Below are 23,233 nucleotides of genomic sequence, written 5' to 3'. Positions count from 1 at the left end.
CCTCAAAGCACGATCTTTTCTTCGCTGCTTTGATCAACTGCAAGAGTTTAGCTCACCGGCCCGGCTCTCCGGCCACGCACCATGGCGCGCATGTCGTCGAGCGACACGGTCGTCTCCTCGCCGCCACGCAAGCGCGGGGCGGCGCGGAACGCGTGGCCGTAGGCCACCTCGAATGCAAGCGCGGGGCGGCCGTCGGCGCCAGCCAGCGATTCGAGTTCGCGCAGCAGCCGCCGTTGCCAGCGCGGCGTGCGCAGGCCACCGGCGCGCAAGGGCGAGGCGTTGCAGCCGAGGCTGCGCAGTTCGTCGAGCAGGGCCTGCGTGCTCGGCCACTGCAGCGTGATCGTCTCCTGGTCCATCACCGGGTCGGCGAATCCGGCCTGCACCAGCATGTCGCCGAGGTCGTGCATGTCGATGAAGTTCGGCGTAGGCATGGGCCAGCCCAGTCGCCCATAGAGCGCACGCAGCTCGCGCAGCGTGCCAGGGCCCAGGCACGAGAACATCACGAAGCCGTCGACGGCCAGCGCCCGCTCCCAGCGCGCGAACAGCGCCGGCGGATCCACCACCGCGTGCAGCATCATGTTGGCCCACACGAGTTGCGTGCCGCGGGGCAGTTCGTCGCCCTCGCCCAGCACGATGGGTGCTGGCGACGTCCAGCGTCGGGTCGACCACCAGGGTGCACGCAGCGCGGATTCGCTGCGCGAACGCAGCGCCGGCGTGGGTTCGACGGCGATGCGCCGCGCCGCAGGGTAGGCATCGGCCAGCAGTTCGGCACCCGCGCCCAGCCAGCTCCACCAGTCGATCAGCTGTGCGGGCTGCAGCCGGATGATGGCCAAGCGCTCGGCCATGCGCCGCGCCACCTCGCGGTGCAGCCACGGCGCTTCGTCGGCGCGCGCCAGACGGCGCAAGGCAGCATCCACTGCCACCGGATCGAGGCCGCGCGCAGTCAGGTCGGAGGCAGGCGGCTCGCTCATGGGCGGGCAGTATATTGAGCCGGTGTCGCTGGCGTCGCTTCTCGGCTCCCTTCCTGGTCAATGCAGCATCTGCCGCGACTGGGGCCGCGGTGCGCTGTGCGACGCCTGCCGGCAGCGTTTCGCTGCGCCACGGCCGCGTTGCGAGCGCTGCGCGATCGCCGTGCCGGCCGGGCAGCCGGTGTGCGGCGAGTGCCTGCGCGATCCGCCGCCCTTCGAACGCACGATCGCCGCGCTCGACTACGGCGCGCCGTGGAGCGCCTTGATCGCGCGATTCAAGTTCCAGGGCGGCGTCGAACTGGCGCCTGTGCTGTCGGGACTGCTTCGCGAGGCCGTGCGCGGGCAGCCGCCGCCCGAGCTGCTCCTGCCAGCGCCGCTGAGCGACGCGCGGCTTCGCGAGCGAGGCTTCAATCAATCGTGGGAGATCGCTCGCCGCCTCGGCCCGCCGGCCGACGCCCGGCTGCTGCTGCGCATCCGCGACACACCGCACCAGGTCGACCTGCCGCTCGATCGGCGCGCATCGAACGTGCGCGCGGCCTTTGCGGTCGAGCCGCTGCGCCGGGGCGAGATCGCCGGCCGCAGCGTCGTGGTGGTCGACGACGTGATGACCACCGGCGCCACAGCCGCCGAGATGGCGCGCACGTTGCTGCAGGCCGGCGCGTCTCGCGTGCAGCTGTGGGTGCTGGCGCGCACGCCGCGGCCCGATGGTGCCTGAGCAGGCCTGGGCGCCCGCGCTGCGGGAGAATCGCCTCACCATGTTCAACATCGTGCTCGTGCACCCGGAGATCCCGCCCAACACCGGCAACGTGATCCGCCTGGCCGCCAACACCGGCTGCACGCTGCACCTAGTCGACCCACTGGGTTTCTCGATGGACGACAAGCTGCTGCTGCGCGCCGGGCTCGACTACCACGAGTACGCCAGCGTGCGCCGCCACGCCTCGTGGCAGGCGCTGCTGAGCGACTGCGCGCCGCCTCCGGAACGTTGCTTCGCCTTCACGACGCGCGGCACACGTGGGCTGGCCGACATCGCCTGGGCACCGGGCGACTGGCTGGTGTTCGGATCGGAAAGCGCCGGCCTGCCGCCGGACCTGCGTGAGCGCATCGCGCCCGCGCAGCGCGTGCGCCTGCCGATGCGTGCGGGCCAGCGCAGCCTGAACCTGAGCAACGCCGTCGCCGTCGCGGTGTTCGAGGCATGGCGGCAGTGCGGCTACGCCGGCGCCGCGACGCCATCCGAGGTGCCCGCTACTCCTGCTTGACGTCGGCCCGCTTGATGACCTGAGCCCAGCCCAGCCGCTCGCTGGTCATCAGGCCGGCCAGTGCGGCCGGCGCGGTGCCGGCGGCGCTGAAGTACTGCGCGAGCATCTTCGTGCGCACCTCGTCGCTCTTGATGATGCGCACCAGCTCGCGCGACAGGCGCTCGATGACGGGCGCAGGCGTCTTTGCCGGCGCGAGGACCGCCTGCCACGAGATCGCCTCGAACTCCGGGTAGCCCTGCTCGACCAGCGTCGGGAAGTCCGGCAGCGCGGCCGAGCGCCCCAGCGTCGTGACGCCGAGCCCGCGCAGCTTGCCGGCACGCACCTGGCCCATGGCGATGCCAGGCACCATGAAGCCGGCCTGCACCTGGCCAGCGAGGATGGCATTGACCACCTGCGGGAAGCCCTGGTAGGGCACGTGCACGAGCTCGATGCCGGCACGCCGCTTGAAGAGCTCCATCGCCAGGTGCGCCGCGCTGCCGTTGCCCACGCTGCCGTAGTTGAGTTCGCCTCGCCGGGCCTTGGCCACGCGCACGAAGTCGGCCAGCGTCTCGGCGCCCAGCTTCGGGTCGACCACAAGCAGGTTCGGCGAGGTGGCCACGAGCGTGACCGGTGCCAGTTCCTTGACCGGGTCGTAATTCAGGCTCTTGCTGAGCAGCGGTGCAGTGACCAGCGGCCCCTGGATGGTGAAGAGCAGCGTGTGGCCGTCCGGATCGGACTTGGCGACCATGCCGGTGCCGACATTGCCGCCGGCGCCGGGCTTGTTGTCGATCACCACCGGCTGGCCCAGCGCGGCCGACAGCGGCTCGGCCACCAGGCGGGCGATCAGGTCCGGCGAACTGCCCGGCGGGAACGGCACGACCAGCCGGATCGGCCGTGCGGGCCAGGCCTGCGCGAAGCCGGGCAGCGCCAGCGTGGCCGCGGAAGCGGCCGCAGTGCGAAGGATCAGGCGACGATGCATGCGGCGTTCCCCGTCTCAGGTTTCGGACCGCGCTTCGCGGCCCATCAGCAGGCCCAGCGCCTGCGCGGGCGTGATGCGGCGCTCCAGCACCGCCACCACCGCCTCGGTGATCGGCATGGCCACGTTCAGCGCCCGCGCACGCTGCAGCACCGTGGCGGCGCTGAGCACGCCCTCGGCCACGTGGCCGAGCTCGGCGAGGACCTGCGCCAGTGTCTGGCCCTGCGCCAGCAGCAGGCCGACACGGCGGTTGCGCGACAGCTCGCCGGTGGTGGTGAGCACCAGATCGCCCAGGCCCGACAAACCCATGAAGGTCTCGGCGCGCGCGCCCAGCGCCAGGCCCAGCCGTGTCATCTCGGCCAGGCCGCGTGTGACCAGCGCGGCGCGCGCGTTCAGGCCGAGCTGCATGCCGTCGGCAATGCCCGTGGCGATGGCCATCACGTTCTTCACCGCGCCGCCCACCTCCACCCCCACCGGGTCATTGGAGGTGTAGATGCGCATCGTGTCGCTGTGGAAGGCCTCGACGGCGCGCTCGGCGAGCGCCGCGTCGTGGCTTGCCGCCACCAGTGCGGTGGGCTGGCCGCGCGCGACCTCGATGGCGAAGCTCGGGCCCGAGAGCACGCCGGCGCTCAGTGACGGGCAGGCGGCACGGGCGATCTCGTGGCCGAGCAGGCCGCTGCCTTCCTGGAAACCCTTGCACAGCCACAGCACGCCGGGCGCGTCGGCCGGCAGGCGGCGAAGAATGCCTTCCAGCCCGGCCATCGGCGTGGCCACCACCAGCAGCCCGCCGCGTGCGTGCGCCACGGCGGCGTCGAAGTCGGCGTCGATCTGCAGCGCGGGCGGCAGCGTGATCTCGTTCAGGTAACGCCGGTTGCGCCGCTCGCTGCGCATCGCCGCGGCCTGCGCCGCATCACGCGCCCACAGTCGTGTGGGCTGCCGCGTGCAGGCGCTCACGGCCAGCGCGGTGCCCCACGCTCCCGCGCCGAGCACCGTCAGGTTCATGCGCGCCGCGGCAAGCGCCTCAGTTGACGCTGGTGATGATGCCCGAGCCGTTCTGGCCCGCGGCCTGGGCGCGCTGCGCCTCGAACATGGCCTGGAAGTTCACCTCGGCCAGCAGCACCGGCGGGAAGCCGGCACGCGTGCACACGTCGGAGACGATGGCGCGCAGGTAGGGGTAGACGATGCCGGGGCAGGCGATGCCGATGATCTGGTCGAGCTGGTCGCCCGGGATGTTGCGGATCTCGAAGATGCCGGCCTGCTTGGCCTCGACGAGGAACAGCACCTTGTCGGCGACCTTGGTCGTCACCGTCGCGGTGACGGCCACTTCATAGACGCCGTCGGCGATGGCCTCGGCGCCCAGGCCGAGCTGGATGTCGACGGCCGGCTGCGACTGCTCGAGCAGGATCTGCGGCGAGTTGGGTTGCTCCAGCGACAAGTCCTTCAGGTACATGCGCTGGATCTGGAACACCGGGGTCAGGTTGTCGTCGGCCATGGAAATCTCTGGATGAAGGGGTGCCGTCGAAATGGCGGCGAGCCCGGGATTATCGCTGCGCGGCGAGTCAGCCAGCGAGCAGCGGCGCGAGGCCGCCGCGCTGGTCGAGCGCGACCAGATCGTCGCAGCCACCGACATGCGTGTCGCCGATGAAGATCTGCGGCACGGTGCGCCGGCCGGTGAGGTGCACCATGGTGTCGCGCTCGGCGGGGTGCAGGTCGACGCGGATCTCCTCGATCTGCTCGACGCCGCGCTGCTTGAGCAGCGCCTTGGCGCGCTGGCAGTACGGGCAGACCTGGGTGGTGTACATCTTCACGGCAGGCATGGCGCGTCCTCAGGCGTTCTTCTCGACGGGCAGATTGGCTTCGCGCCAGGCGGCCAGGCCGCCGGCGAGCACATGCGAGTTCTCGAAGCCGAGCTTCTTCAGCGTCGCGACGGCGCGCACGGCGCGCGTGCCGCTCGGGCACACCACCACCAGCGGCAGCGTCTTGTTCTTCGGCAGGTCGCCCGAAGCCTCGAGCCGGCCCAGCGGCACGTTCTTCGAGCCGGTGGCGTGGCTGCCGGCGAACTCGTCGGGCTCGCTGACGTCGATCAGCACGGCCTTCTCGCGGTTGATCATCTGCACGGCCTGCGCCGGCGAGATGCGCCCGGCACCGCCACCGCGCGAAATCATCGGCCAGAGCAGGAGGCCGCCGGAGGTGATGGCGGCCAGGAACAGAACCCAGTTGTCGATAAAGAACTTCACGGGAGCCTTCAGCCGCTGCGGCGAAAAACGCGAATTATAGAATTCACGGTTGACGCCACCGGGCCGAGCCCGGCATTCCCTCATCCCGAACCCGGCCAGCCCATGCACAAGCTCGTACTGATCCGCCACGGCGAATCGACCTGGAACCTCGAGAACCGCTTCACCGGCTGGACGGACGTGGGCCTCACGCCCACCGGCGTGGCGCAGGCGCGCGAGTCGGGCCGGCTGCTCAAGGCCGAGGGCTACGAGTTCGACGTCGCCTACACCTCGGTGCTCAAGCGCGCCATCTGGACGCTGTGGCACGCGCTGGACGAGATGGACCGTACCTGGCTGCCGGTGGTGAACTCCTGGCGCCTGAACGAGCGCCACTACGGCGCGCTGCAGGGCCTGAACAAGGCCGAGACGGCGAAGAAGTTCGGCGACGAGCAGGTGCTGGTCTGGCGCCGCAGCTACGACACGCCGCCGCCGGCGCTCGAGCCGGGCGATCCGCGCAGCGAACGCAGCGACCCGCGCTACGCGAAGCTCGCCGACGGCGAGGTGCCACTGACCGAATGCCTGAAGGACACGGTGGCGCGCGTGCTGCCCTACTGGAACGACACGCTGGCGCCGGCGATCCGCTCCGGCCAGCGCGTGCTGATCGCCGCGCACGGCAACAGCATCCGCGCGCTGGTGAAGTACCTCGACGGCATCTCCGAAGACGCCATCGTCGGCCTGAACATCCCCAACGGCATCCCGCTCGTCTACGAACTGGACGACGCGCTCAAGCCGATCCGCAGCTACTACCTCGGCGACGCGGAAGCGGCGGCGAAGGCGGCGGCAGCGGTGGCGAACCAGGGCAAGGCCTGATCCGGGATCCGGGTCACTCCGGCAAGCCGAACAGCCGCTCCGGCGGCACGCGCAGCACCAGGTTCGTCTCCGCCGCGAGCGCGGCGATGGCGAATTCGGGCTTCGAGGTGTCGCGCACGACCGTATTGACATTGGGCATGCCGTGCCGGTCGGTGATGGCGGCGGCCAGCGGCGTGCTGGCATTGGCGCCGCGGCGCACCACCACCGCCATCTCGCCCGACTTGAGCTGCACGAACTCGCCCGGCGGGTAGATGCCGAACTCCTTGATGATCGCCGCCGACGCCGGCGCGCCGCCGGATTCCTGGAAGAGCTGCCGGGCGGCGAGCTGCGCAGACAGTGGTGCGCGCAGCGCCCGCGGCGCCATCTTGGCCATGAACACGTCGATATAGCGCAGCACCGTGGCCTGTTCGCCCGATTCGCGCAGACCAGCCGGGTAACCCGTGCCGTCCGGCCGCTCGTGGTGGTGCGCGATGGACTCGAGCCAGGGCAGTTCGTCGATGCCGGCCGCCTTCAGCATCTCCACACCCTGCGTCGGGTGCACGCGGATCATGTCCATCTGCGGCGGCGTGGGCGGCACGCCCTGTGCGGCCATGCGGCCCTGCAGGTCGAGGATGGCGATGTTCATCGTCAACGCGGCCTTCATCAGCGTGTGCGTGGACTCCTCGTCCCAGCCGAGCCGCCGTGCCATGAGTAGCGACACCATCGCGCAGTGCACGGAGTGGGCCAGCGCGTAGATCGTCAGTCGCTTCGGGTCCTGGCGCACCGTCAGGTAGATCGCGATGTCGGGGTCGCGCAGAGTCAGCGCCTCGATGCGCTGCACGAGTTCATTCACGCGCTGGCCGAAGCCCGGCTCGCCGCTCACGCTGCGCAGCACACGATCGAGCTGCCACAGCACCTGCTCCCACTGCGCGAACAGGCTCACCGGCCGGGCCGTATCGGCGTCGCCCCGTGCCGCCGCGCGCACCTCCTCGATGTCGACGCTCGCACCACGCTCGAGCAGGGCGGCGAGTTGTGCCTCGTTGGCGATCACCTGCCCACGGGCCAGCAGCAACTTGCCCTGCTGGTCACGCACGCCCCAGGGCAAGGGCTCGCCGAGCTTCACCTGGCTTTGGATCAGCCTGAGCAGATGCATGGGCTCCCCTAGCGATGCGAGAAGCCAGTGTGGGATGCGTTCCCATTCAGTCGCAATCCGCGATTGCCCTCGCCAGCAGGGGCGCGACCGTGACAACGTTGCTCGAATGCGGCACGGCGTCGGTGCTCCACACGCGGCGGACGCCGGCCTGCATCAACCGTTCGATCGCATCACCGCCGAACAGCGCATGCACCACCGCCACGTCGATCGAGGCGACGCCCCGCTCGCGCAGCGCCGCTGCAGCCTGCACGATCGTGTGGCCTGTGCTGGCCACGTCATCGATGATCACCACATCGCGCCCAGTGATGTCCTGTGCGGGGAGTTCGACCGTCACATCGCGATCGCCGCGTCGCGTCTTGCGGCAGACCAGCCCCTGCAGGCCAGTGCGTTCGCCGGCCGCACGCACCCACTGCTCGGCCTCCTCGTCGGGACCGACGAGCAGCGGCAGCGCGTCGGCCGGCCACTGCGAAGCGATCCAGGCGCCGAGCAGCGGCGCTGCGGTCAAGGCGACGCCCCGCGAGCCCGGCATCACTTCGTCGAGCGAAGCGATGCGATGCAGGTGCGGATCGATCGTGATCACGCGGTCGAACAGGCTGCCCAGAAAGCCGACGACGATGCGCTGACTCACGGCCTCGCCGGGCTGGAAGGCCATGTCCTGCCGCATGTAGGCGAGGTAGGGCGAGGCCAGCGTCAGGTGGCGCGCGCCGAGCTCGCGCGCGGTGCGCCCGGCCAGCATCAGCTGCACCAGGCGGTCGTTGGGCTGCTGCAGGCCGCGCAGCATCACCACGCGTGGCGGCAGCGCCGGCGGCAGCCGCAGCTTGATCTCGCCATCGGGAAAGTGGTGCGTCTCGACGAAGGCGAGCTCGCAGTCCATCTCGCGCGCCAGCGCGTGCGCCAGCGGGCTTTCGTCGGCAAAGGCCAGCAGCATGCGCACTCCCAGGGTCAGAACCCGGCACCGTTGTCGCGCAGCACGTAGTCGCGCGGCAGTTCGTCGGCCGTGCCGACACGAAAGCCCGCGTCGGCTTCGGACTTGCGCCGCGCGTAGTCGAGGTCGGCCTCGAAGCGCGCATGCACGCGGTACAACGCCTGGCCGGCCTTCACGGCGTCGCCCAGGCGGTGCAGCAGGTCGATGCCGGCACCGGCCACCTTGGGCGCGCCGGCCAGTTGCGCGATGCGCGCCACCGCCAGGTTGTCGATTGCGGTGACCACGCCGTCGCGCGGCGCCAGCACGTCGAAGGACAGCGGTGCCACCGGCGGTGCCGCCCACGAGAACGGCCGCCGGCCCTGCGCATCGATGATCTGGTTCATCTTCGCCAGCGCACGGCCGGAGTCGAGGATGTCTCGCGCGATCGCGAAGCCGTCGCCGCCGCGCACGTCGGGGTCGAACTCGATCACGCGGCCGGCCAGGCGCAGCGCCTTCTGGCGCAGGTCCATCGGCGCGGCAGGGTCGTTCTCGAGCACCTGCATCACGTCGCGCGCCTCCAGCACCGGGCCGATGCCGCGGCCGATCGGCTGGCGGCCGTCGGTGATCACCACGTCGATGTGCAGCTGCAGCCGCGAGGCCACGTACTCGAACAGCTTCTTCAGCCGCTGCGCCTCGGGCATGCCGCGCACCTTGGCGCTCGGTCCGACCGGGATGTCGAGCACCAGGTGCGTGGAGCCGGCGGCGATCTTCTTCGACAGGATCGAGGCCACCATCTGCCCTGGCGAGTCGATGCCCAGCGGGCGCTCCACCGCGATCAGCACGTCGTCGGCCGGCGACAGGTCGGCCGTGCCGCCCCAGGCGAGGCAGCCGCCGGTCTCGCGCACGATGGCGGCCAGGCGGTCGAAGGGCAGCTCGACCTGCGCAAGCATCTCCATCGTGTCGGCGGTGCCGGCCGGCGAGGTGATCGCGCGCGACGAGGTCTTGGGGATCAGCATGCCGTGCGCGGCAACGATGGGCACCACCAGCATCGAGGTGCGGTTGCCGGGGATGCCGCCGATGCAGTGCTTGTCGACCACCGGCCCGCTGCGCACCTCCTGGTGCCAGTCGAGGCGGCGGCCGGCGGCGATCATGCCTTCGGTAAGGTGCAGCACCTCGTCGCGGTCCATCTCGAACTGGTTGGCCGCCACGACGAAGGCCGCCAGCTCGATCTTCGTGTAGCGCATCTGCGCGATGTCGCGGATGATGCCGTGCAGATCGTCGCGCGAGAGGCGCTCGCCGGCGATCTTGCGGTGCAGCGCGGCGATCGAGGCCGGCGGCTCCGCATGCTGCAGGCTTGCGCCGTGGCCGGCCGCCAGGCCCAGGCGGGAGAAGGCCTCCTCGCTCAGCCCCAGCTCGGTGGGGCCGACGATGCATTCGTCGTCCACCACGTTGAGCACCGCCAGGATGCTCGATCCGTTGCCGCTGACCTCCACCTTCGACAGCGCCTGGAAGCCTTCGGCGCGCACGGCCGTGCAGTCGCGGTGCAGGTAGGCCACATGCTCGCGGAAGGTGTCGATGGCGACACGGCGGATCGTCAGCGGCGTCAAGCCCGGTCCTCCTGCAGCCGTCCCAGGATGGTCTCGCGCAGATGCTCGGCCAGCGCGCGCCGGTCGGCATGGCGCGTGCCCTGGGCATTCTCGACCACGACGCGGGCGACGAGCTTGTCGGCCGTCACGGTGGACCACAGGGATTGCACGAGGCTGGTGTCGCCCACGTAAGACGCAGCCTGACTCACCGGCGAGGCCGCGTCACGGTAGCTCAGCACCACCGGCTGCACCGGCGCCTCGGTGGCGATGGCGGCCTGCAGCAGGTTGGCGTGGAAGGGCAGCACGCCATGGCCATCGCCCGTGGTTCCTTCGGGGAACACCGCGACCACGTCGCCCGACTTGAGCGCTTCGGCGATCTGGTGCACCACGCGCAGCGCGTCGCGCTTGCGCTCACGCTCGATGAACAGCGTGCCGCCGCAGGCCACCAGCCAGCCGAGGAAGGGCCAGTGCTTCACGTCGGCCTTGGAGACGAAGCGCGCCGGGTGCACTGCATTGACGGCGAGGATGTCGACCCAGGAGATGTGATTGGCCACCAGCAGCACCGGCCCCGGATGCACGGCGCCCTGCGCCTCGAGCCGGATGCCCAGCGCGCGCAGCATGCGCGCCGACCAGCGGCCGACATGTGCCATGCGCTGCGCCGGCTTCAGGAAGGGGAACAGCACGGCACAGATGAGCGCTCCGCCCAGGACCTGCAGCACGGCGGCACCGAGCCGCCACAGCGCGATCAGCCCACGCACCCTGGCGCCGGCCTCAGTCGCGCGCGGCTTCGAAGGCCACATGCCCGCCGACGATCGTGGCCTTCACGCGGCCCGGCAGCTCGTAGCCGTCGAAGGGCGTGTTCTTGCCCTGGCTGCACAGCGCCGCCGGGCGCACCAGCCAGTGCGCCGCGGGGTCGAACAGGCACAGGTCGGCCACGCCGCCCTCGACCAGGCGGCCTGTGCTCGAACCCAGCGAATCCAGCGCATCGCCGAGCACCGCCACCGGCCGCTGCGTGACGGCGGCCAGCGTCTTCGCCAGCGGCAGGCCGCTCTCGGCGCCCCACTTCAGCGTCAGGCCGAGCAGCAATTCCAGCCCGGTGGCGCCGGGCTCGGCCTCGGCGAAGGGCAGGTTCTTGGCGTCGGCGTCGACCGGCGTGTGGTCGCTGACCAGCGCATCGACGGTGCCGTCGGCCAGCGCGGCGCGGATCGCATCGCGGTCGCGCTGCTGGCGCAGCGGCGGCGTCAGTCGCATCGCGGCGTTGAAGTAGCCGATGTCGACGTCGGTCAGGTGAAGATGGTTCACGCTCACGTCGCAGCTCACGGGCAGGCCCTCGGCCTTGGCAGCGCGGATCAGCTCGATGCCCGCGGCGCTGCTGATGCGGCACAGGTGCACGCGGGCGCGCGTGTCGCGCACCAGCTCGAAGATGGTGTTCAGCGCGATCGTCTCGGCGATCACCGGCACGCCCGACAGGCCCAGCCGCGTGGCCAGCGGCCCCTTGGCGGCCACGCCGTTGCCCAGCCAGCTGTCGTTCGGGCGCAGCCATACCGTGTAGCCGAAGGTGCTGGCGTACTGCAGCGCGCGGTGCAGCACCAGCGTGTCGCGGCAGGACACCTCGGCCTGCGAGAAGCCGACGCAGCCGGCCTCGGTGAGCTCGGCCATCTCGGTCAGCGTGTCACCCTTCAGGCCGCGCGTCAGCGCACCCAGCGGGTACAGGCGCGCGAGGTTGAGGTTGCGCGCGCGGAACTTGAGCATCTCGACCAGGCCGGGTTCGTCCAGCGGCGGGTCGGTATCGGGCAGGCAGACGAGGCTGGTCACGCCGCCGGCCATCGCCGCGGCCATCTCGCTCTCGAGCATGCCCTCGTGCTCGTGGCCGGGCTCACGCAGCCGCACGGCCAGGTCGACGAGGCCGGGCGCGACCACCAGGCCGCTGGCGTCGATGATGCGGTTCGGCGTGAAGTCGGCGCTGACGCCGCCGATGGCGACGATGCGCCCGGCGGCGATGGCGACATCGGCCGTCTCGTCGCGGCCGCTGGCGGGGTCGACGAGGCGCCCGTTCTGGATGAGGATCTTCATGCGTTGTTGCCCGCGATGATGGACATGACCGCCATGCGCACCGCGATGCCGAAGGTCACCTGCGGCAGGATGACGCTCTGGGTGCCGTCGGCCACCGCCGAGTCGATCTCGACGCCGCGGTTGATCGGCCCGGGGTGCATGACGATGGCGTCGGGTTTGGCCAGCGCCAGCTTCTCGGGCGTCAGTCCGTAGTTCTTGAAGAACTCGCCGGCGGACGGCAGCATCGCGCCGCTCATGCGCTCGTTCTGCAGTCGCAGCATGATGATCACGTCGGCACCGCGGATGCCCTCGGCCATGTCGTGGCACACGCGCACGCCCATCTCGCGCAGGTCGCCGGGCACCAGCGTCTTCGGGCCGACGGCGCGGATCTCCGGCACGCCCAGCGTGGTCAGCGCATGGATGTCGGAGCGCGCCACGCGCGAGTGAACGATGTCACCGACGATCGCCACCGTGAGCTGCGTGAAGTCGCGCTTGTAGTGGCGGATGGTGTACATGTCGAGCAGGCCCTGCGTCGGGTGCGCATGGCGGCCGTCGCCGGCGTTGACCACGTGCACGTGCGGAGCGCAGTGCTGCGCGATCAGGTAGGGCGCGCCGCTCTCGCTGTGCCGCACCACGAACATGTCGGCGTGCATCGCCGACAGGTTGGCGATGGTGTCGAGCAGGCTCTCGCCCTTGGCGGTGGAACTGCGCGCGATGTCCAGGTTGATGACGTCGGCCGACAGGCGCTTGGCGGCGATCTCGAAGGTGGTGCGCGTGCGCGTGCTGTTCTCGAAGAACAGGTTGAACACGCTCTTGCCGCGCAGCAGCGGCACCTTCTTCACCTCGCGGTCGTTGACCGACAGGAAGGTGCCGGCGGTGTCGAGGATCTGCGTCAGCACCGCCTTGGGCAGGCCCTCGATCGACAGCAGGTGGATCAGTTCGCCGTGGGCGTTGAGCTGGGGGTTGCGTCGGGACAGCATCAGGTGGCGTCCTTGATGTCGAAGCTGAATCGGCCCTGCTCGTCGCGGGCCAGGGACAGGCGCTGGCCGCGCGGCAGGGCCACGCGCGCGGCCGAGAAGGCCGGCTGGATCGGCAGCTCGCGCCCGCCGCGGTCGACCAGCACCGCCAGCGTGACGCTGGCCGGGCGGCCGAAGTCGAACAGTTCGTTGATGACGGCGCGCGTGGTGCGGCCGGTGAACAGCACGTCGTCGATCAGCACGATGTGCCGGCCCTCGACCTCGAAGGGCAGCCGCGTGTGGTCGGCGCCGGCGGCCATGCCGCGCGAACCGAAGTCGTCGCGGTGCAAGGCGCTGGAGATGACGCCGTGCTCGCCCTCGATCTTCAGGTCGCGCTGCAGGCGCTCGGCCAGCCAGGCGCCGCCCGACCAGATGCCCACCAGGGCGCTGCCGGGCTGCATCAGCATGCGCACGCCGGCCAGCAGGTCGGCATAGAGCGCTTCGGCATCGAGGAGAAGGCTGCTCATGGCAAGGTCCCGAGAAACTGTTCCAGGATGATCGCAGCCGAGGCTGCATCGAGGTCGCGCGCCCCCGCAGCCGCGGCCTCGGTGGTGGTGTAGCGCTCGTCCACCTCGTGCACCGGCAGCCCGAAGCGCCCGTGCAGCTGGCGGGCGAAGCGCCGCGCGCGCCGCGTATTGTCGTGCTCGGCGCCGTCCGGGTGGAACGGCACGCCCACCACCAGCGCATCGGGTTGCCATTGCGCAATGAGGCGGGCAATTTCGGCGAAACGCGGCTCGCCTTCGGCCGACACCGTCTTCATCGGCGTCGCCTGGCGGGTGAGCGAGTTGCCGCTGGCCACGCCGACGCGGCGAAGCCCGAAATCGAAGGCGAGAAAGCTGCGGGGAATGGAAGGCATGGCCGGCACCGCCATGCTCATGCGTGCCCCGCCTCCTGGCTGAGCATGCGCGGGTCGATGCCCAGCAGCGACAGCGCCTTGTCGTAGCGCTGCTCGACCGGCGTGTCGAAGATGATGCCGGGCTCGGCGCCGACGTTGATCCAGCCGTTGCGGCTGATCTCGTCTTCCAGCTGCCCGGCGCTCCAGCCGCTGTAGCCCAGCGTCACCAGCACCTTCTTCGGCCCGGCGCCGTTGGCCAGCGCCTCCAGCACGTCCTTGCTGGTGGTCATTTCCAGGCCGCCGGGAATCTGCAGCGAGGAGTTGTAGGTGCCGCCTTCGGTCGCGTCGCCGCCCAGGCGCTCGTGCAGCACGAAACCGCGCTCGGTCTGCACCGGGCCGCCGAAGTAGACCGGCTCCTCGGCCAGGTCTTCGCGGTCCAGCGTGAGCTCCACCTTCTCGAACAGGTTCTTCAGCTTGATGTCGATCGGCTTGTTGATCACCAGGCCCAGCGCACCCTTCTCGGTGTGCTCGCACAGGTAGATCACCGTGCCGGCGAACGTGCCGTCCCCCATGCCGGGCATGGCGATGAGGAAGTGGTTCGTGAGGTTGATCGCTGCGCCGGCCATGCGGCCATTTTATAGACTCGGCCCATGCATCACGACAAGAATGCCCCCGCGCTGGACTCCGCACTGGTCTGGTTCCGCCGCGACCTGCGCGCCCACGACCATTCGGCGCTGTTCCACGCGCTGAAGGCGGCGCGGCAGGTCTGGTGCGTCTTCGTCTTCGACCGCGACATCCTCGACCCGCTGCTGGAGCGCGGCCTGCGCACGGACCGGCGCGTCGAGTTCATCCACGACAGCGTGACGCAACTCGATGCGGCGCTGGCCGCGCTGGGCGAGCAGCACGGCCGCACCGGGGTCCGCCTGCTGGTGCGCCACGGCCATGCGGCACACGAACTCGTCGCGCTGGCCAGCGCGCTGCACGTGCAGGCGGTCTATGCCAACCACGACGACGAGCCGGCGGCCCTGCAGCGCGACGCCCGTGTGCGCGGCCTGCTGGCCGGCGCCGGCATCGCGCTGCACACCTCCAAGGACCACGTGGTGTTCGAGCGCAGCGAAGTGCTCACCGCGGCCGGTTCGCCCTACGGCGTGTTCACGCCCTACAAGAACGCCTGGCTGCGCAAGCTCGAGCCCTACTTCGTCAAGGCCTATCCGGTGGCGGCACACGCGGCCGCGCTGGCGCCGGTGCCACCGCAGGTGGCCTGCGCCCTGCCCTCGCTCGATGCGCTGGGCTTCGAGCGCAGCAACCTGCATGCGCTGAAGATCCCGGTCGGCGAACGTGGCGCGCAGGCGCTGCTCGACGACTTCCTGCCGCGCATCGACGAATACGGCCGCACGCGCGACTTCCCGGCCGTGAAGGGGCCGAGCTACCTGTCCGTGCACCTGCGCTTCGGCACCTGCTCGATCCGCACGCTGGCCCGCGAGGCCTGGGCCAGGCAGCAGGCCGGCAGCGAGGGCGCCCGGGTGTGGCTGTCGGAGCTGGTCTGGCGCGACTTCTACCACCAGATCCTGCATCACCACCCGCGTGTCGTCGGGCACTGCTTCAAGCCGGAGTTCGACGCCATCCGCTGGGACCACGGCAAGCATGCCGACGAACTGTTCGCCGCCTGGTGCGCCGGCCGCACGGGCTACCCGCTGATCGACGCCGCGATGGCCCAGATCAACCAGACCGGCTACATGCACAACCGGCTGCGCATGGTGGTGGCGAGCTTCCTGACCAAGGATCTCGGCATCGACTGGCGGCGCGGCGAACAGTATTTCGCCGACCACCTGAACGACTTCGACCTCGCGGCCAACAACGGCGGCTGGCAATGGGCGGCCTCGACTGGCTGCGATGCGCAGCCCTGGTTCCGCATCTTCAACCCGGTGTCTCAGAGCCGCCGCTTCGATCCGCAGGGGCGCTTCATCCGCCGCTACCTGCCTCAGCTGGCTGCGCTGCCCGACGAGCTGATCCACGCGCCCTGGGAGGCCCGGCCGGTGGACCTGGCGGCTGCCGGCATCGAACTCGGGATGCACTACCCCGCGCCGGTGGTGCAGCACGACGAGGCGCGTCAGCGCACGCTGGACCGGTTTGCCGTGGTGAAGAAGAAGGACTAGCGGACCGGCGGACGGGCGAGCTAGAACAGCTCGACGTCACCGACCTTGGCGTCGTCTTCGAGGTGCCCCGAAGCCACCAGTTCGGCGTGGTGCCTCACCTGGTTGCGGCCCTGGCCCTTGGCGAAGTAGACCGCCTTGTCGGCCCGCTCGAAGGCGCCGCTGGGCGTGTCGCCCCGCTTGAGCTCGGTGAAGCCGATGCTCACCGTGATGTGGCCCACCTGCGGGAACACGTGGCGCTCGACGTGGAAACGCAGGCGCTCGAAGGCCAGCGCCGCGGCCGGCGCGTCGGTGCAGCGCATCAGCACCACGAACTCCTCGCCACCGAAACGGTAGAGCCGGTCGTCGAAACGGAAGCTGGCACGCATCAGCCGTGCGAGCAGCAGCAGCACCTCGTCGCCGATCAGGTGGCCGTAGGTGTCGTTGACGCGCTTGAAGTGATCGATGTCGATCACGCCCATCCAGTAGCGGCAGCGCTGCGCGGCGGTGCGCCGGTCTTCGCCTTCGCCATCGGGCGGCGGCAGCATCGGCTCGGCCACCGCCTTCATGAAGCTCTCGTCGAAGGTCTTGCGGTTGAGCAGGCCGGTCAGCGTGTCGCGCTCGCTGTAGTCAAGCAGGCCCTGGAAGTTGCGGTAGATGCGCAGGATGCTCATCACCAGGCGCTGGTCGCGCTCGTCGAGCGCGCTGTCGCTCTCGACCTCCATCACGCCCAGGCTCTCGCGGTCGGTGGCGACCGGGAACAGCGTCAGGTGCACCGGCCCCGGCAACTGCACGATGGTCTGCCGTCGAAAGGCATCGAGTCGCGCCGGGTGCTCGTGGTGGGCGGGCAGGCTCTCGAGGTCGACCCAGCCCGGGTCGGCCCGGGCCGCCAGCTCGCCGGCCTGCAGTCTCGCGCGCGTCAGCCAGCGCTCGTGGCCGGCCTCGCCGACGCTGCGGTAGATGGCCACCGCACGCGGGCGCAGCAGGTCGCGCAAGGCGCCGACCAGCGTCACGTCGAGCAGTTCCCGATCGCGGAAGCCGGTCAGTTCGGCCAGATGGTCGACGAGTTCGGCCATGGCCTCGCCGGCATCAGGCCGTGGTGACCGCGGCCGTGTAGCGGCCGATCAGCGCGAGCAGGTCTTCCTCCGAGTACGGCTTGCCGAGGTAGTGATCGACCCCCAGCTCGGCGGCGTAGTCGCGATGCTTCTGGGCGATGCGCGAAGTGATCATGATCACCGGCAGATCGCGCAGGCGGGCATCGCCGCGGATGTTGCGCACCAGGTCGAAGCCGTCCATGCGCGGCATCTCGATGTCCGACAGCACGATGCTCGGCCGCTCTTCGGCCAGGCGCTCGAGCGCGTCCATGCCGTCCTTGGCGAGCACCACGCGGTAGCCCTCGCGCACCAGCAGGCGCTGCGTGACGCGGCGCACGGTGAGCGAATCGTCGACCACCAGCACCAGCGGTGCCGCAGCCACCTTCGGCTCCTGCGCGGCCTGCGGCATCGCCGGTGCGCCGCCGCGCATCGCGTTCAGCGCCGCGGCAGTGGCAGCGCGGGCGGCGTCGCCGTACAGCGTGGCCAACGCCACCGGGTTGTAGATCAGCGCCACGGCACCGGAGGCGAGCAGCGTCATGCCGGCCAGACCCGGCAGTCGCGACAGCTGCGGCCCGAGGTTCTTGACCACCACTTCCTGGTTGCCCAGCACTTCGTCGACGTGCAGTGCGACGCGCTGCTGCGCACTTCGCACCACCACCACCGGCCGCGTGCGGCCGATGGCCTCGGTCGGGGCCGGGCTGGTCTGCAGCAGCGAGCCCAGCCAGAAGAACGGCAGCACCCGGTCGCCCAGCGGATAGCCGCCGCCGGCGTAGGCCTGCTCGATTTCCGCAGGGGTGGCGCGGCGCACGATCTCGATCAGCGTTGACGGCACGGCCACGGTGGCGTCGCCGCAGCGCAGCATCACCACCTGCGTGACCGCCGTGGTCAGCGGCAGCACCAGCTTGAACGAGGTGCCCTGGCCCGGTGCGGTGGCGGTCTCGATGCGTCCGCCCATGGCGTTCACCTCGGATCGCACCACGTCCATGCCGACACCGCGGCCGGCGAGTTCGGTCACCGATTCGGCGGTGGTGAACCCGGGCGTGAAGATCAGGTTGGCAAGGTCGGCGTCGCTGACGGCCTGGTCCGGCTGGATCAGGCCCATCGCCAGGCCCTTGGCGCGGATGCGATCCAGGTCGAGGCCCTTGCCGTCGTCGCGGAACTCGATGCCGACTTCGTTGCCTTCCTGCGTCAGCGAGACCAGGATTGCGCCGGCAGCATCCTTGCCTTGCGCGGTGCGCGCGTCGGGATTTTCGATGCCGTGGGTGACGCTGTTGCGCAGCAGGTGCTCGAAGGAGCCTGTCATGCGATCGAGCACACCGCGGTCGACTTCGATCGAACCGCCGACGATGTCCAGGCGCACCTGCTTGCCAGTTTCCTTCGCGGCCTGCCGCACGACGCGGTAGAGGCGGTCGGACTGGCCTTCGAATTCCACCATGCGGGTGCGCAGCAGGTCATCCTGCAGGTCGCGCGTCAGGCGGGCCTGGCTGGCCAGTTCGTCTTCGGTGCTGTCCAGCGAACGCTGCAGCGTGCGCTGCACGGTGGCCACGTCGTTCACCGACTCGGCCATCATGCGGGTGAGTTCCTGGAATCGCGTGAAGCGGTCGAACTCCAGCGGGTCGAAGGACTGCGACATCGCCTTGGCCGCCTCGAGCCGCGAGCTCATCTGCGTCTCGGCCTGCAGTTCGATGTCTCGCAGCTGCTGGCGCAGGCGCTCGAGGTTCTCCGTCAGGTCGACCAGCGAACCCTTGATCTGGCCGACTTCGGACTCGATGCGAGAGCGGGTGATCGAGACTTCGCCGGCCTGGTTGACCAGGCGGTCGAGCAGCGGCGCACGCACGCGCACGGCCGACTGCGAAGCACTCTGCGACTTGTCGGCGACGACGCGGCTGGTCACTCCGCCCAGCGCGAAGCGCGACCAGTCGATTGGCGGCAGTTCAGTGGCCGACGCCAAGTCCACCGGCGCGGCCGGAGCCGCCGCGGGTTCGGGTTCGCTCGCCGAGGCCGCCACGGGGACTTCCGTTTCGGGCGCAGGCGCGACGATCAGCGGCTCGGGCACCGACACCGGCGCAGCGGCCACCGGAGCGGCCACCGGCGCAGCGACCACGGCCGCGCTGGCTTCCTCGTAGGCCTGCGCATCGCGTGCACGCAGCGCCTCGAAGACCTGCGACAGCGCGTCGCCGCGCATCTGCAACTGCTCGACATCGGCCGCCACGATCGGCGGGTTGCCCAGGATCTGCTCGATGCGCGTTTCCAGGCGGTGGGCCATTTCGCCCAGGCGCATCGCACCGGCCAGGCGGGCTCCGCCCTTGAGCGTGTGCAGCGTGCGCATGCACGACGCGGCATGGCTGGTCTCGCCGGGCCGCTTCGCCCAGTCGCGCAGGCGACTGGACAGCTGTGGCAGCAGGTCCTGCCCTTCCTCCTCGAAGATCGGGAACAGCTCGGCGTCGACCGCGTCGACCGCGTCGATGTCTTCCGTGCCCTCGATCGCCAGCTCGCGCTCGGCACTGCGAGCGGATGCCGTCGGCAGCTCGGCCAGCGGCTTCAGCTCGGCCACGCCCAGCGCGTCGACGCGGGTGTCCAGCGCGCCGAAGCTGCTGACTGACAGGCCGCTGGTTTCGAAGAACGGCGCATGGCTCGACGGCACCGTGGCCGCCGGTTGCTCGGCCTCGGGCTGCGCATCGGGCGATTCCGACAGGTCGATGCGCTCCAGCTCGGGCGCTTCGTCCAGCTCGCCCATGCCGGTGGCTGGCGGCAGGTCGGCCGCCGCGGTGGCCGCCTCGAGGCGGCGGGCGGATTCGATCTCGTGCTCGGCCAGGCGGGCCAGAAGCTCCGGCGCAGGTTCCTTCAGGAATCCGGCGGCGAACTGGTGCAACAGGCGACGAACCTCTTCCGCCGCATCGACGAACAGGCGTGCTTCCTCGGGCGTGCCGTAGCCGATGGATTGCGAGCGCATCTGCGCATGCTCGAGCAGCCTCGCCAGATGCGACAGGTCGTTGAAGCCGACCGTGGCCGAGCTGCCGGCCAGGGAATGTGCCAACGCGATCGGCGTTTCGCCGATGGGGCGGTGCAGTTCCATCGCCCACTCGGCGACTTCGGTGGTCAGGCGACGCGACAGCTCGTCGGCCTCATTGAGATAGATGTTGAAAAGCGGAATGCCGATGCGCAGCGTGCCGACGACCTTGACGTTCTCGTCTTCGGCGGGTGCGGACGCGGCGTCACCGATGTCGAGCGGCAGGTCGGCCGAGTCCTGGAAGGGCTGTGCCGCGCTCGGCTCGATCGTCTCTGCCAGCGGCTGGTTGGCAGCTTCGCTGCCCAGGTCGAGGTCGATCAGATCGAAGGCCAGATCGACAGGAGCCGCTGCGGAAGCCGGCATCTCCGACAGCGGCAGAGGCTGCGTGGCCTGCGCGTCGAACGGCTCGTCCAGGGCATGCAGGTCGAAGTCGATGGCCGTGGCGGACGGTGCGGCCACGGCAGGCGCTGCGGCGGCAACGCCGTCGAGCGCGGACAGGTCGAGCTCGAAGGCCACCTCGGGTGCGGACGCGGCGGGTGCAGCCTGTGCCGCCGGCAGCTCCAGTGCCTCTGCCGTCGGCAAGTCCGGCGGCAGGCTGAAGCCGAAAGCCGACAGGGCCTCGGCCTCCGACAGCGGCGCCGGTGCTGTCACCAGCGGCAGGGCCGGCTGGCCGGCGGCAAGCCGTTGCGCCGCCGCCTTGATGGCCGACCCTGTGCGTGCGGCGTCGCGGTGCGCCGCGATGTCGGCAACCCAGTCGCTCAGGCGTGCGAGCACGCCCTTCGTGAAATCGATCAGTTCGGGCCCGGCGGCGCGGTGGTCGGCGAGCTGGGTGTTGTACATCTGCTCGCAGGCCCAGGCGGCTTCGCCGAACTCCTTGAGCCCGACCATGCGCGAGCTGCCCTTGAGCGTGTGGAAGGCGCGCCGCACGGTGGTGAGCAGTGCCAGGTCCGAGGGCGCATGCGCCAGATCATCGGTGGCCACGCCGGCGTCGTGCAACACCTCGCGCGCTTCCTCGAGGAAGACCTCGCGCATCTCGTCGTCTTCGGCGAGCTCGGCGGTGGCAGACGGCGGCACGGGGGCAGACACCGTGGCGGCGCGGACGGGCGCGAGGCTGCTGTCCAGGCCCATCGGCTCGGAGGTGCTCGAGACGAAGTCGACGAGCACGTCGGTGAGTTCGCCGCGCACTGAGGCCACGCCTTCGCGGTCGTCGGCCTCGTCGGCCTTGGCGAGAGCCTCGCGCGAGCGCTCGACCTTCTCGACCAGGGCCGACTGGTCGGCCACGCTCGCCTCTTGAGACAGCCGCTCAAGGTCGCGGGCCACGTCGGACACCGGCACGTCCGGGCGCGCGGCATTGAACGCCAGTTGCTGGGCCTGCTCGATGAGCCGCGGCTCCACCGGCGTGGGCGTGGACATCTGGCGGTGGCTGGGGCCGCGCCCCATCACCGGGTCGAGCGTGCCCGTGCGCGGGTCGAACACGAACAGCGACTTCGCCATCTGCGGCTGCACGCTGAGCATGTCGATCAGGAAACCGAGCGCGCCCAGGTTGCCGGCCAGGCGATCGAACAAGCCGGTCTGCGCGATGCGCTGGGGGTCGATCTCGGTCTGCACCAGGCCCTCGACCTCGTCGCGCATGCGCAGCAGCGCAGCCGTGGCTTGATCCATGCCCAGCACCGACAGCACGCCGCGCATCGCGGCCAGCTGGTTCGGCACCGGGATCAGCACTTCGCGGTCTTCGGGCTTGCGGAAGAACTGGTCGATCTGCTTCTCGGCCTCGGACAGGGAGGCGCGCAGTTCCTGCACGACGCTGCCCATGGTCTGGCGGTCGGAGACGCGGCGATACAGCTCCTCCATCCACGGTTCGAGCGGATCCGGCGCCTTGCCCTCGCGCACCGAACCGAGACGGTCGGCCAGACGGCGCACGCGCTCGGCCTGGGCGGGGTTGTCGAAGTCGGCGTCCTCGAGTGCAGCTTCGACGTAGAGCAGGCTGGTGGCCACCTCCATCGCCAGCGGTGCCGGCGGTGCCGAGCCGCTGGACAGCGTCTGCGACGCGGCCATCTGCAGCTCCGCAGCAAAGGCCTCGCCGAGCGGGAACAGGCGCTTGAGCGAATCGCCGACCAGCGAGAACTGTTCGTTCAGGCCGGTCAGGCGATGCAGTTCGCCGCCGGCCACGGCCGACCACGATTCCTTGGCGGCAGCCACGCGCTTGCGCGCCTGCACCACCATCGCCGGGTCGAAGCGGCCCAGCGGGCTGACGTTGTAGTCCACCGGCACGTGGTGGGCCAGGCCATAGACCTGGCGCACGGCGGCCAGCCGCGGCGCGCGCCGGCCATCGCCCGGCGAGGCGCTCTGCGCGCAGAAGAACAGCAGGTCCTGCGCGAGGCGCTCGGACACTTCGTTGTCACCGCGTTCGAGCACGCGGTACTGCGCGAGCAGCCGCGAGGCGACCCGCTTGCTGAAGACGTCGAAGCCGAGCAGGCCCTGCCCTTGGGCCTCGAACACGGCCGAGGCCAGCTTCCACAGCGTGGCGGCCTGCGCGTCGCGCGCGGCGGCGCCGAGGCCCGCGCAGCCCTCGCTCATGCGTGCGGCGGCCAGCGTGGGCTGCGGCGTGCGCATGATGCCCAGCAGGTGGCCCTCCATCGCGCTGCGCGTCGCGGCGTCGAGCGCGCGCGGCGGCACCGAGGTGTCGGAGGGCAGCTCGCGCCATTGCCAGTCGACGTTCCACAGGTCGGCCGGGTGGATGCGCTCCGCCCCGGCAGCTTCCTGCACGGCGCGGTACTGCGGGAACATCGACAGCGCCGCCACCGGTTTGCCGGCCAGCCGGCGCGCCAGGTAGTCGAGCAGTGCGAAGGAAGCCTTCTCGATGTCTTCGACGATCGATGCTGTCAGCTTGTGCGGCTTGGCGACGAACTTCTGCACCAGCGCCTCGCTGGATCGCAGCACGAGCGCGGCCTCGGGCAGGCCGACGAGCTCGAGCGCGCCCACGCCCTGGTGGAGCTGCGAGCGCGCGCTGCGAAGCACTGCCGGGTCGACGGTGTCGACGTCGGAAGCGCCCAGCGACTCGGCCTCCTTGAGGCAGCGGCGCATCGACTTGTGCGCCGCTTCGAGTGTGCGACGCAGTTCATCGTGCACCCATGCCAGGGCGCTGAGGTCATCGGCGGGTTCGCCCCGCGAGGTGGCCGACGTGGCGGTGCGCGTGTCCATGCAGGGCTC

The 23,233-nt window shown here is 70.5% G+C and carries 21 protein-coding genes; 4 read left to right on the top strand and 17 right to left on the bottom strand.

From position 1 onward, the window contains the following. Positions 1-47: 47 nt before the first annotated feature. Complete coding sequence (locus HZ992_RS04180; RefSeq protein ID WP_209385434.1) at positions 48-971, bottom strand: class I SAM-dependent methyltransferase; 924 nt, start codon at positions 969-971, stop codon at positions 48-50. Between HZ992_RS04180 and HZ992_RS04175 the strand changes: the two genes are divergently transcribed. Together HZ992_RS04175 and HZ992_RS04170 are read left to right on the top strand one after the other, a co-directional pair. After that, complete coding sequence (locus HZ992_RS04175) at positions 970-1,683, top strand: phosphoribosyltransferase family protein (RefSeq protein WP_209385433.1); 714 nt, start codon at positions 970-972, stop codon at positions 1,681-1,683. The genes HZ992_RS04180 and HZ992_RS04175 overlap by 2 nt on opposite strands. Before the next feature lie 40 nt (positions 1,684-1,723). After that, complete coding sequence (locus HZ992_RS04170; RefSeq protein ID WP_209385432.1) at positions 1,724-2,224, top strand: tRNA (cytidine(34)-2'-O)-methyltransferase; 501 nt, start codon at positions 1,724-1,726, stop codon at positions 2,222-2,224. Here the strand turns inward: HZ992_RS04170 and HZ992_RS04165 are convergent. The 5 genes from HZ992_RS04165 to HZ992_RS04145 form a co-directional block, all read right to left on the bottom strand. Further along, entirely contained in the window at positions 2,211-3,182 is a 972-nt protein-coding gene (locus HZ992_RS04165; RefSeq protein ID WP_209385431.1) for a Bug family tripartite tricarboxylate transporter substrate binding protein, read from the bottom strand. The genes HZ992_RS04170 and HZ992_RS04165 overlap by 14 nt on opposite strands. A gap of 15 nt (positions 3,183-3,197) precedes the next feature. After that, entirely contained in the window at positions 3,198-4,181 is a 984-nt protein-coding gene (locus tag HZ992_RS04160; RefSeq protein WP_209385430.1) for an NAD(P)H-dependent glycerol-3-phosphate dehydrogenase, read from the bottom strand. Between the two features lie 19 nt (positions 4,182-4,200). Next, positions 4,201-4,671 (bottom strand): protein-export chaperone SecB, encoded by a 471-nt coding sequence (gene secB / locus HZ992_RS04155; RefSeq protein ID WP_209385429.1) that lies wholly within the window; start codon positions 4,669-4,671, stop codon positions 4,201-4,203. Positions 4,672-4,738: 67 nt separating this feature from the next. Next, positions 4,739-4,996 (bottom strand): glutaredoxin 3, encoded by a 258-nt coding sequence (grxC, locus tag HZ992_RS04150; protein ID WP_209385428.1) that lies wholly within the window; start codon positions 4,994-4,996, stop codon positions 4,739-4,741. Between the two features lie 9 nt (positions 4,997-5,005). Continuing rightward, positions 5,006-5,416, bottom strand: a complete 411-nt coding sequence (locus tag HZ992_RS04145) for a rhodanese-like domain-containing protein (RefSeq protein ID WP_209385427.1) — start codon at positions 5,414-5,416, stop codon at positions 5,006-5,008. A 102-nt stretch (positions 5,417-5,518) separates the two neighbouring features. Between HZ992_RS04145 and gpmA the strand changes: the two genes are divergently transcribed. Then, positions 5,519-6,262 carry a 2,3-diphosphoglycerate-dependent phosphoglycerate mutase gene (gpmA, locus tag HZ992_RS04140; protein ID WP_209385426.1) on the top strand — a complete coding sequence of 248 codons (744 nt, stop codon included), beginning with the start codon at positions 5,519-5,521 and terminating at the stop codon, positions 6,260-6,262. 13 nt (positions 6,263-6,275) lie between these two features. Here gpmA and HZ992_RS04135 read toward each other — a convergent pair whose 3' ends face one another. The 9 genes from HZ992_RS04135 to HZ992_RS04095 are packed head-to-tail and all read right to left on the bottom strand — an operon-like array spanning position 6,276 to position 14,413. Continuing rightward, on the bottom strand, positions 6,276-7,394 hold the full coding sequence (locus HZ992_RS04135) for an HD-GYP domain-containing protein (RefSeq protein ID WP_209385425.1): 1,119 nt from the start codon (positions 7,392-7,394) through the stop codon (positions 6,276-6,278). 46 nt (positions 7,395-7,440) lie between these two features. Next, positions 7,441-8,322, bottom strand: a complete 882-nt coding sequence (locus HZ992_RS04130; RefSeq protein ID WP_209385424.1) for a ribose-phosphate diphosphokinase — start codon at positions 8,320-8,322, stop codon at positions 7,441-7,443. Positions 8,323-8,336: 14 nt separating this feature from the next. After that, positions 8,337-9,896, bottom strand: a complete 1,560-nt coding sequence (locus HZ992_RS04125; RefSeq protein ID WP_209387036.1) for a thymidine phosphorylase family protein — start codon at positions 9,894-9,896, stop codon at positions 8,337-8,339. Positions 9,897-9,901: 5 nt separating this feature from the next. Then, positions 9,902-10,684 carry a lysophospholipid acyltransferase family protein gene (locus tag HZ992_RS04120; protein WP_209385423.1) on the bottom strand — a complete coding sequence of 261 codons (783 nt, stop codon included), beginning with the start codon at positions 10,682-10,684 and terminating at the stop codon, positions 9,902-9,904. Continuing rightward, entirely contained in the window at positions 10,656-11,957 is a 1,302-nt protein-coding gene (locus HZ992_RS04115) for a dihydroorotase (protein WP_209385422.1), read from the bottom strand. Before HZ992_RS04115 ends, HZ992_RS04120 begins: the two co-directional genes overlap by 29 nt. Next, on the bottom strand, positions 11,954-12,916 hold the full coding sequence (locus tag HZ992_RS04110; protein WP_209385421.1) for an aspartate carbamoyltransferase catalytic subunit: 963 nt from the start codon (positions 12,914-12,916) through the stop codon (positions 11,954-11,956). Before HZ992_RS04110 ends, HZ992_RS04115 begins: the two co-directional genes overlap by 4 nt. Then, positions 12,916-13,419 carry a bifunctional pyr operon transcriptional regulator/uracil phosphoribosyltransferase PyrR gene (pyrR, locus tag HZ992_RS04105; protein ID WP_209385420.1) on the bottom strand — a complete coding sequence of 168 codons (504 nt, stop codon included), beginning with the start codon at positions 13,417-13,419 and terminating at the stop codon, positions 12,916-12,918. The genes HZ992_RS04110 and pyrR overlap by 1 nt, the downstream gene beginning before the upstream one ends. Then, positions 13,416-13,829, bottom strand: a complete 414-nt coding sequence (ruvX, locus tag HZ992_RS04100) for a Holliday junction resolvase RuvX (protein WP_209385419.1) — start codon at positions 13,827-13,829, stop codon at positions 13,416-13,418. The genes pyrR and ruvX overlap by 4 nt, the downstream gene beginning before the upstream one ends. Continuing rightward, positions 13,826-14,413, bottom strand: a complete 588-nt coding sequence (locus HZ992_RS04095) for a YqgE/AlgH family protein (protein ID WP_209385418.1) — start codon at positions 14,411-14,413, stop codon at positions 13,826-13,828. The genes ruvX and HZ992_RS04095 overlap by 4 nt, the downstream gene beginning before the upstream one ends. A 24-nt stretch (positions 14,414-14,437) precedes the next feature. Between HZ992_RS04095 and HZ992_RS04090 the strand changes: the two genes are divergently transcribed. Next, the gene (locus tag HZ992_RS04090; RefSeq protein ID WP_209385417.1) at positions 14,438-15,943 is read left to right on the top strand and encodes a cryptochrome/photolyase family protein; all 1,506 of its coding nucleotides are present in this window, start codon (positions 14,438-14,440) and stop codon (positions 15,941-15,943) included. Between the two features lie 20 nt (positions 15,944-15,963). Here HZ992_RS04090 and HZ992_RS04085 read toward each other — a convergent pair whose 3' ends face one another. Both HZ992_RS04085 and HZ992_RS04080 read right to left on the bottom strand, forming a co-directional pair. Then, positions 15,964-16,995, bottom strand: a complete 1,032-nt coding sequence (locus tag HZ992_RS04085) for a GGDEF domain-containing protein (protein ID WP_209385416.1) — start codon at positions 16,993-16,995, stop codon at positions 15,964-15,966. Positions 16,996-17,008: 13 nt separating this feature from the next. Continuing rightward, positions 17,009-23,224, bottom strand: a complete 6,216-nt coding sequence (locus HZ992_RS04080; protein WP_209385415.1) for a hybrid sensor histidine kinase/response regulator — start codon at positions 23,222-23,224, stop codon at positions 17,009-17,011. Between the last annotated feature and the right edge of the window lie 9 nt (positions 23,225-23,233).

Source organism: Rhizobacter sp. AJA081-3, assembly GCF_017795745.1.
GTDB lineage: Bacteria > Pseudomonadota > Gammaproteobacteria > Burkholderiales > Burkholderiaceae_C > Piscinibacter.
This window is presented reverse-complemented; position numbering and strand designations above follow the sequence as displayed.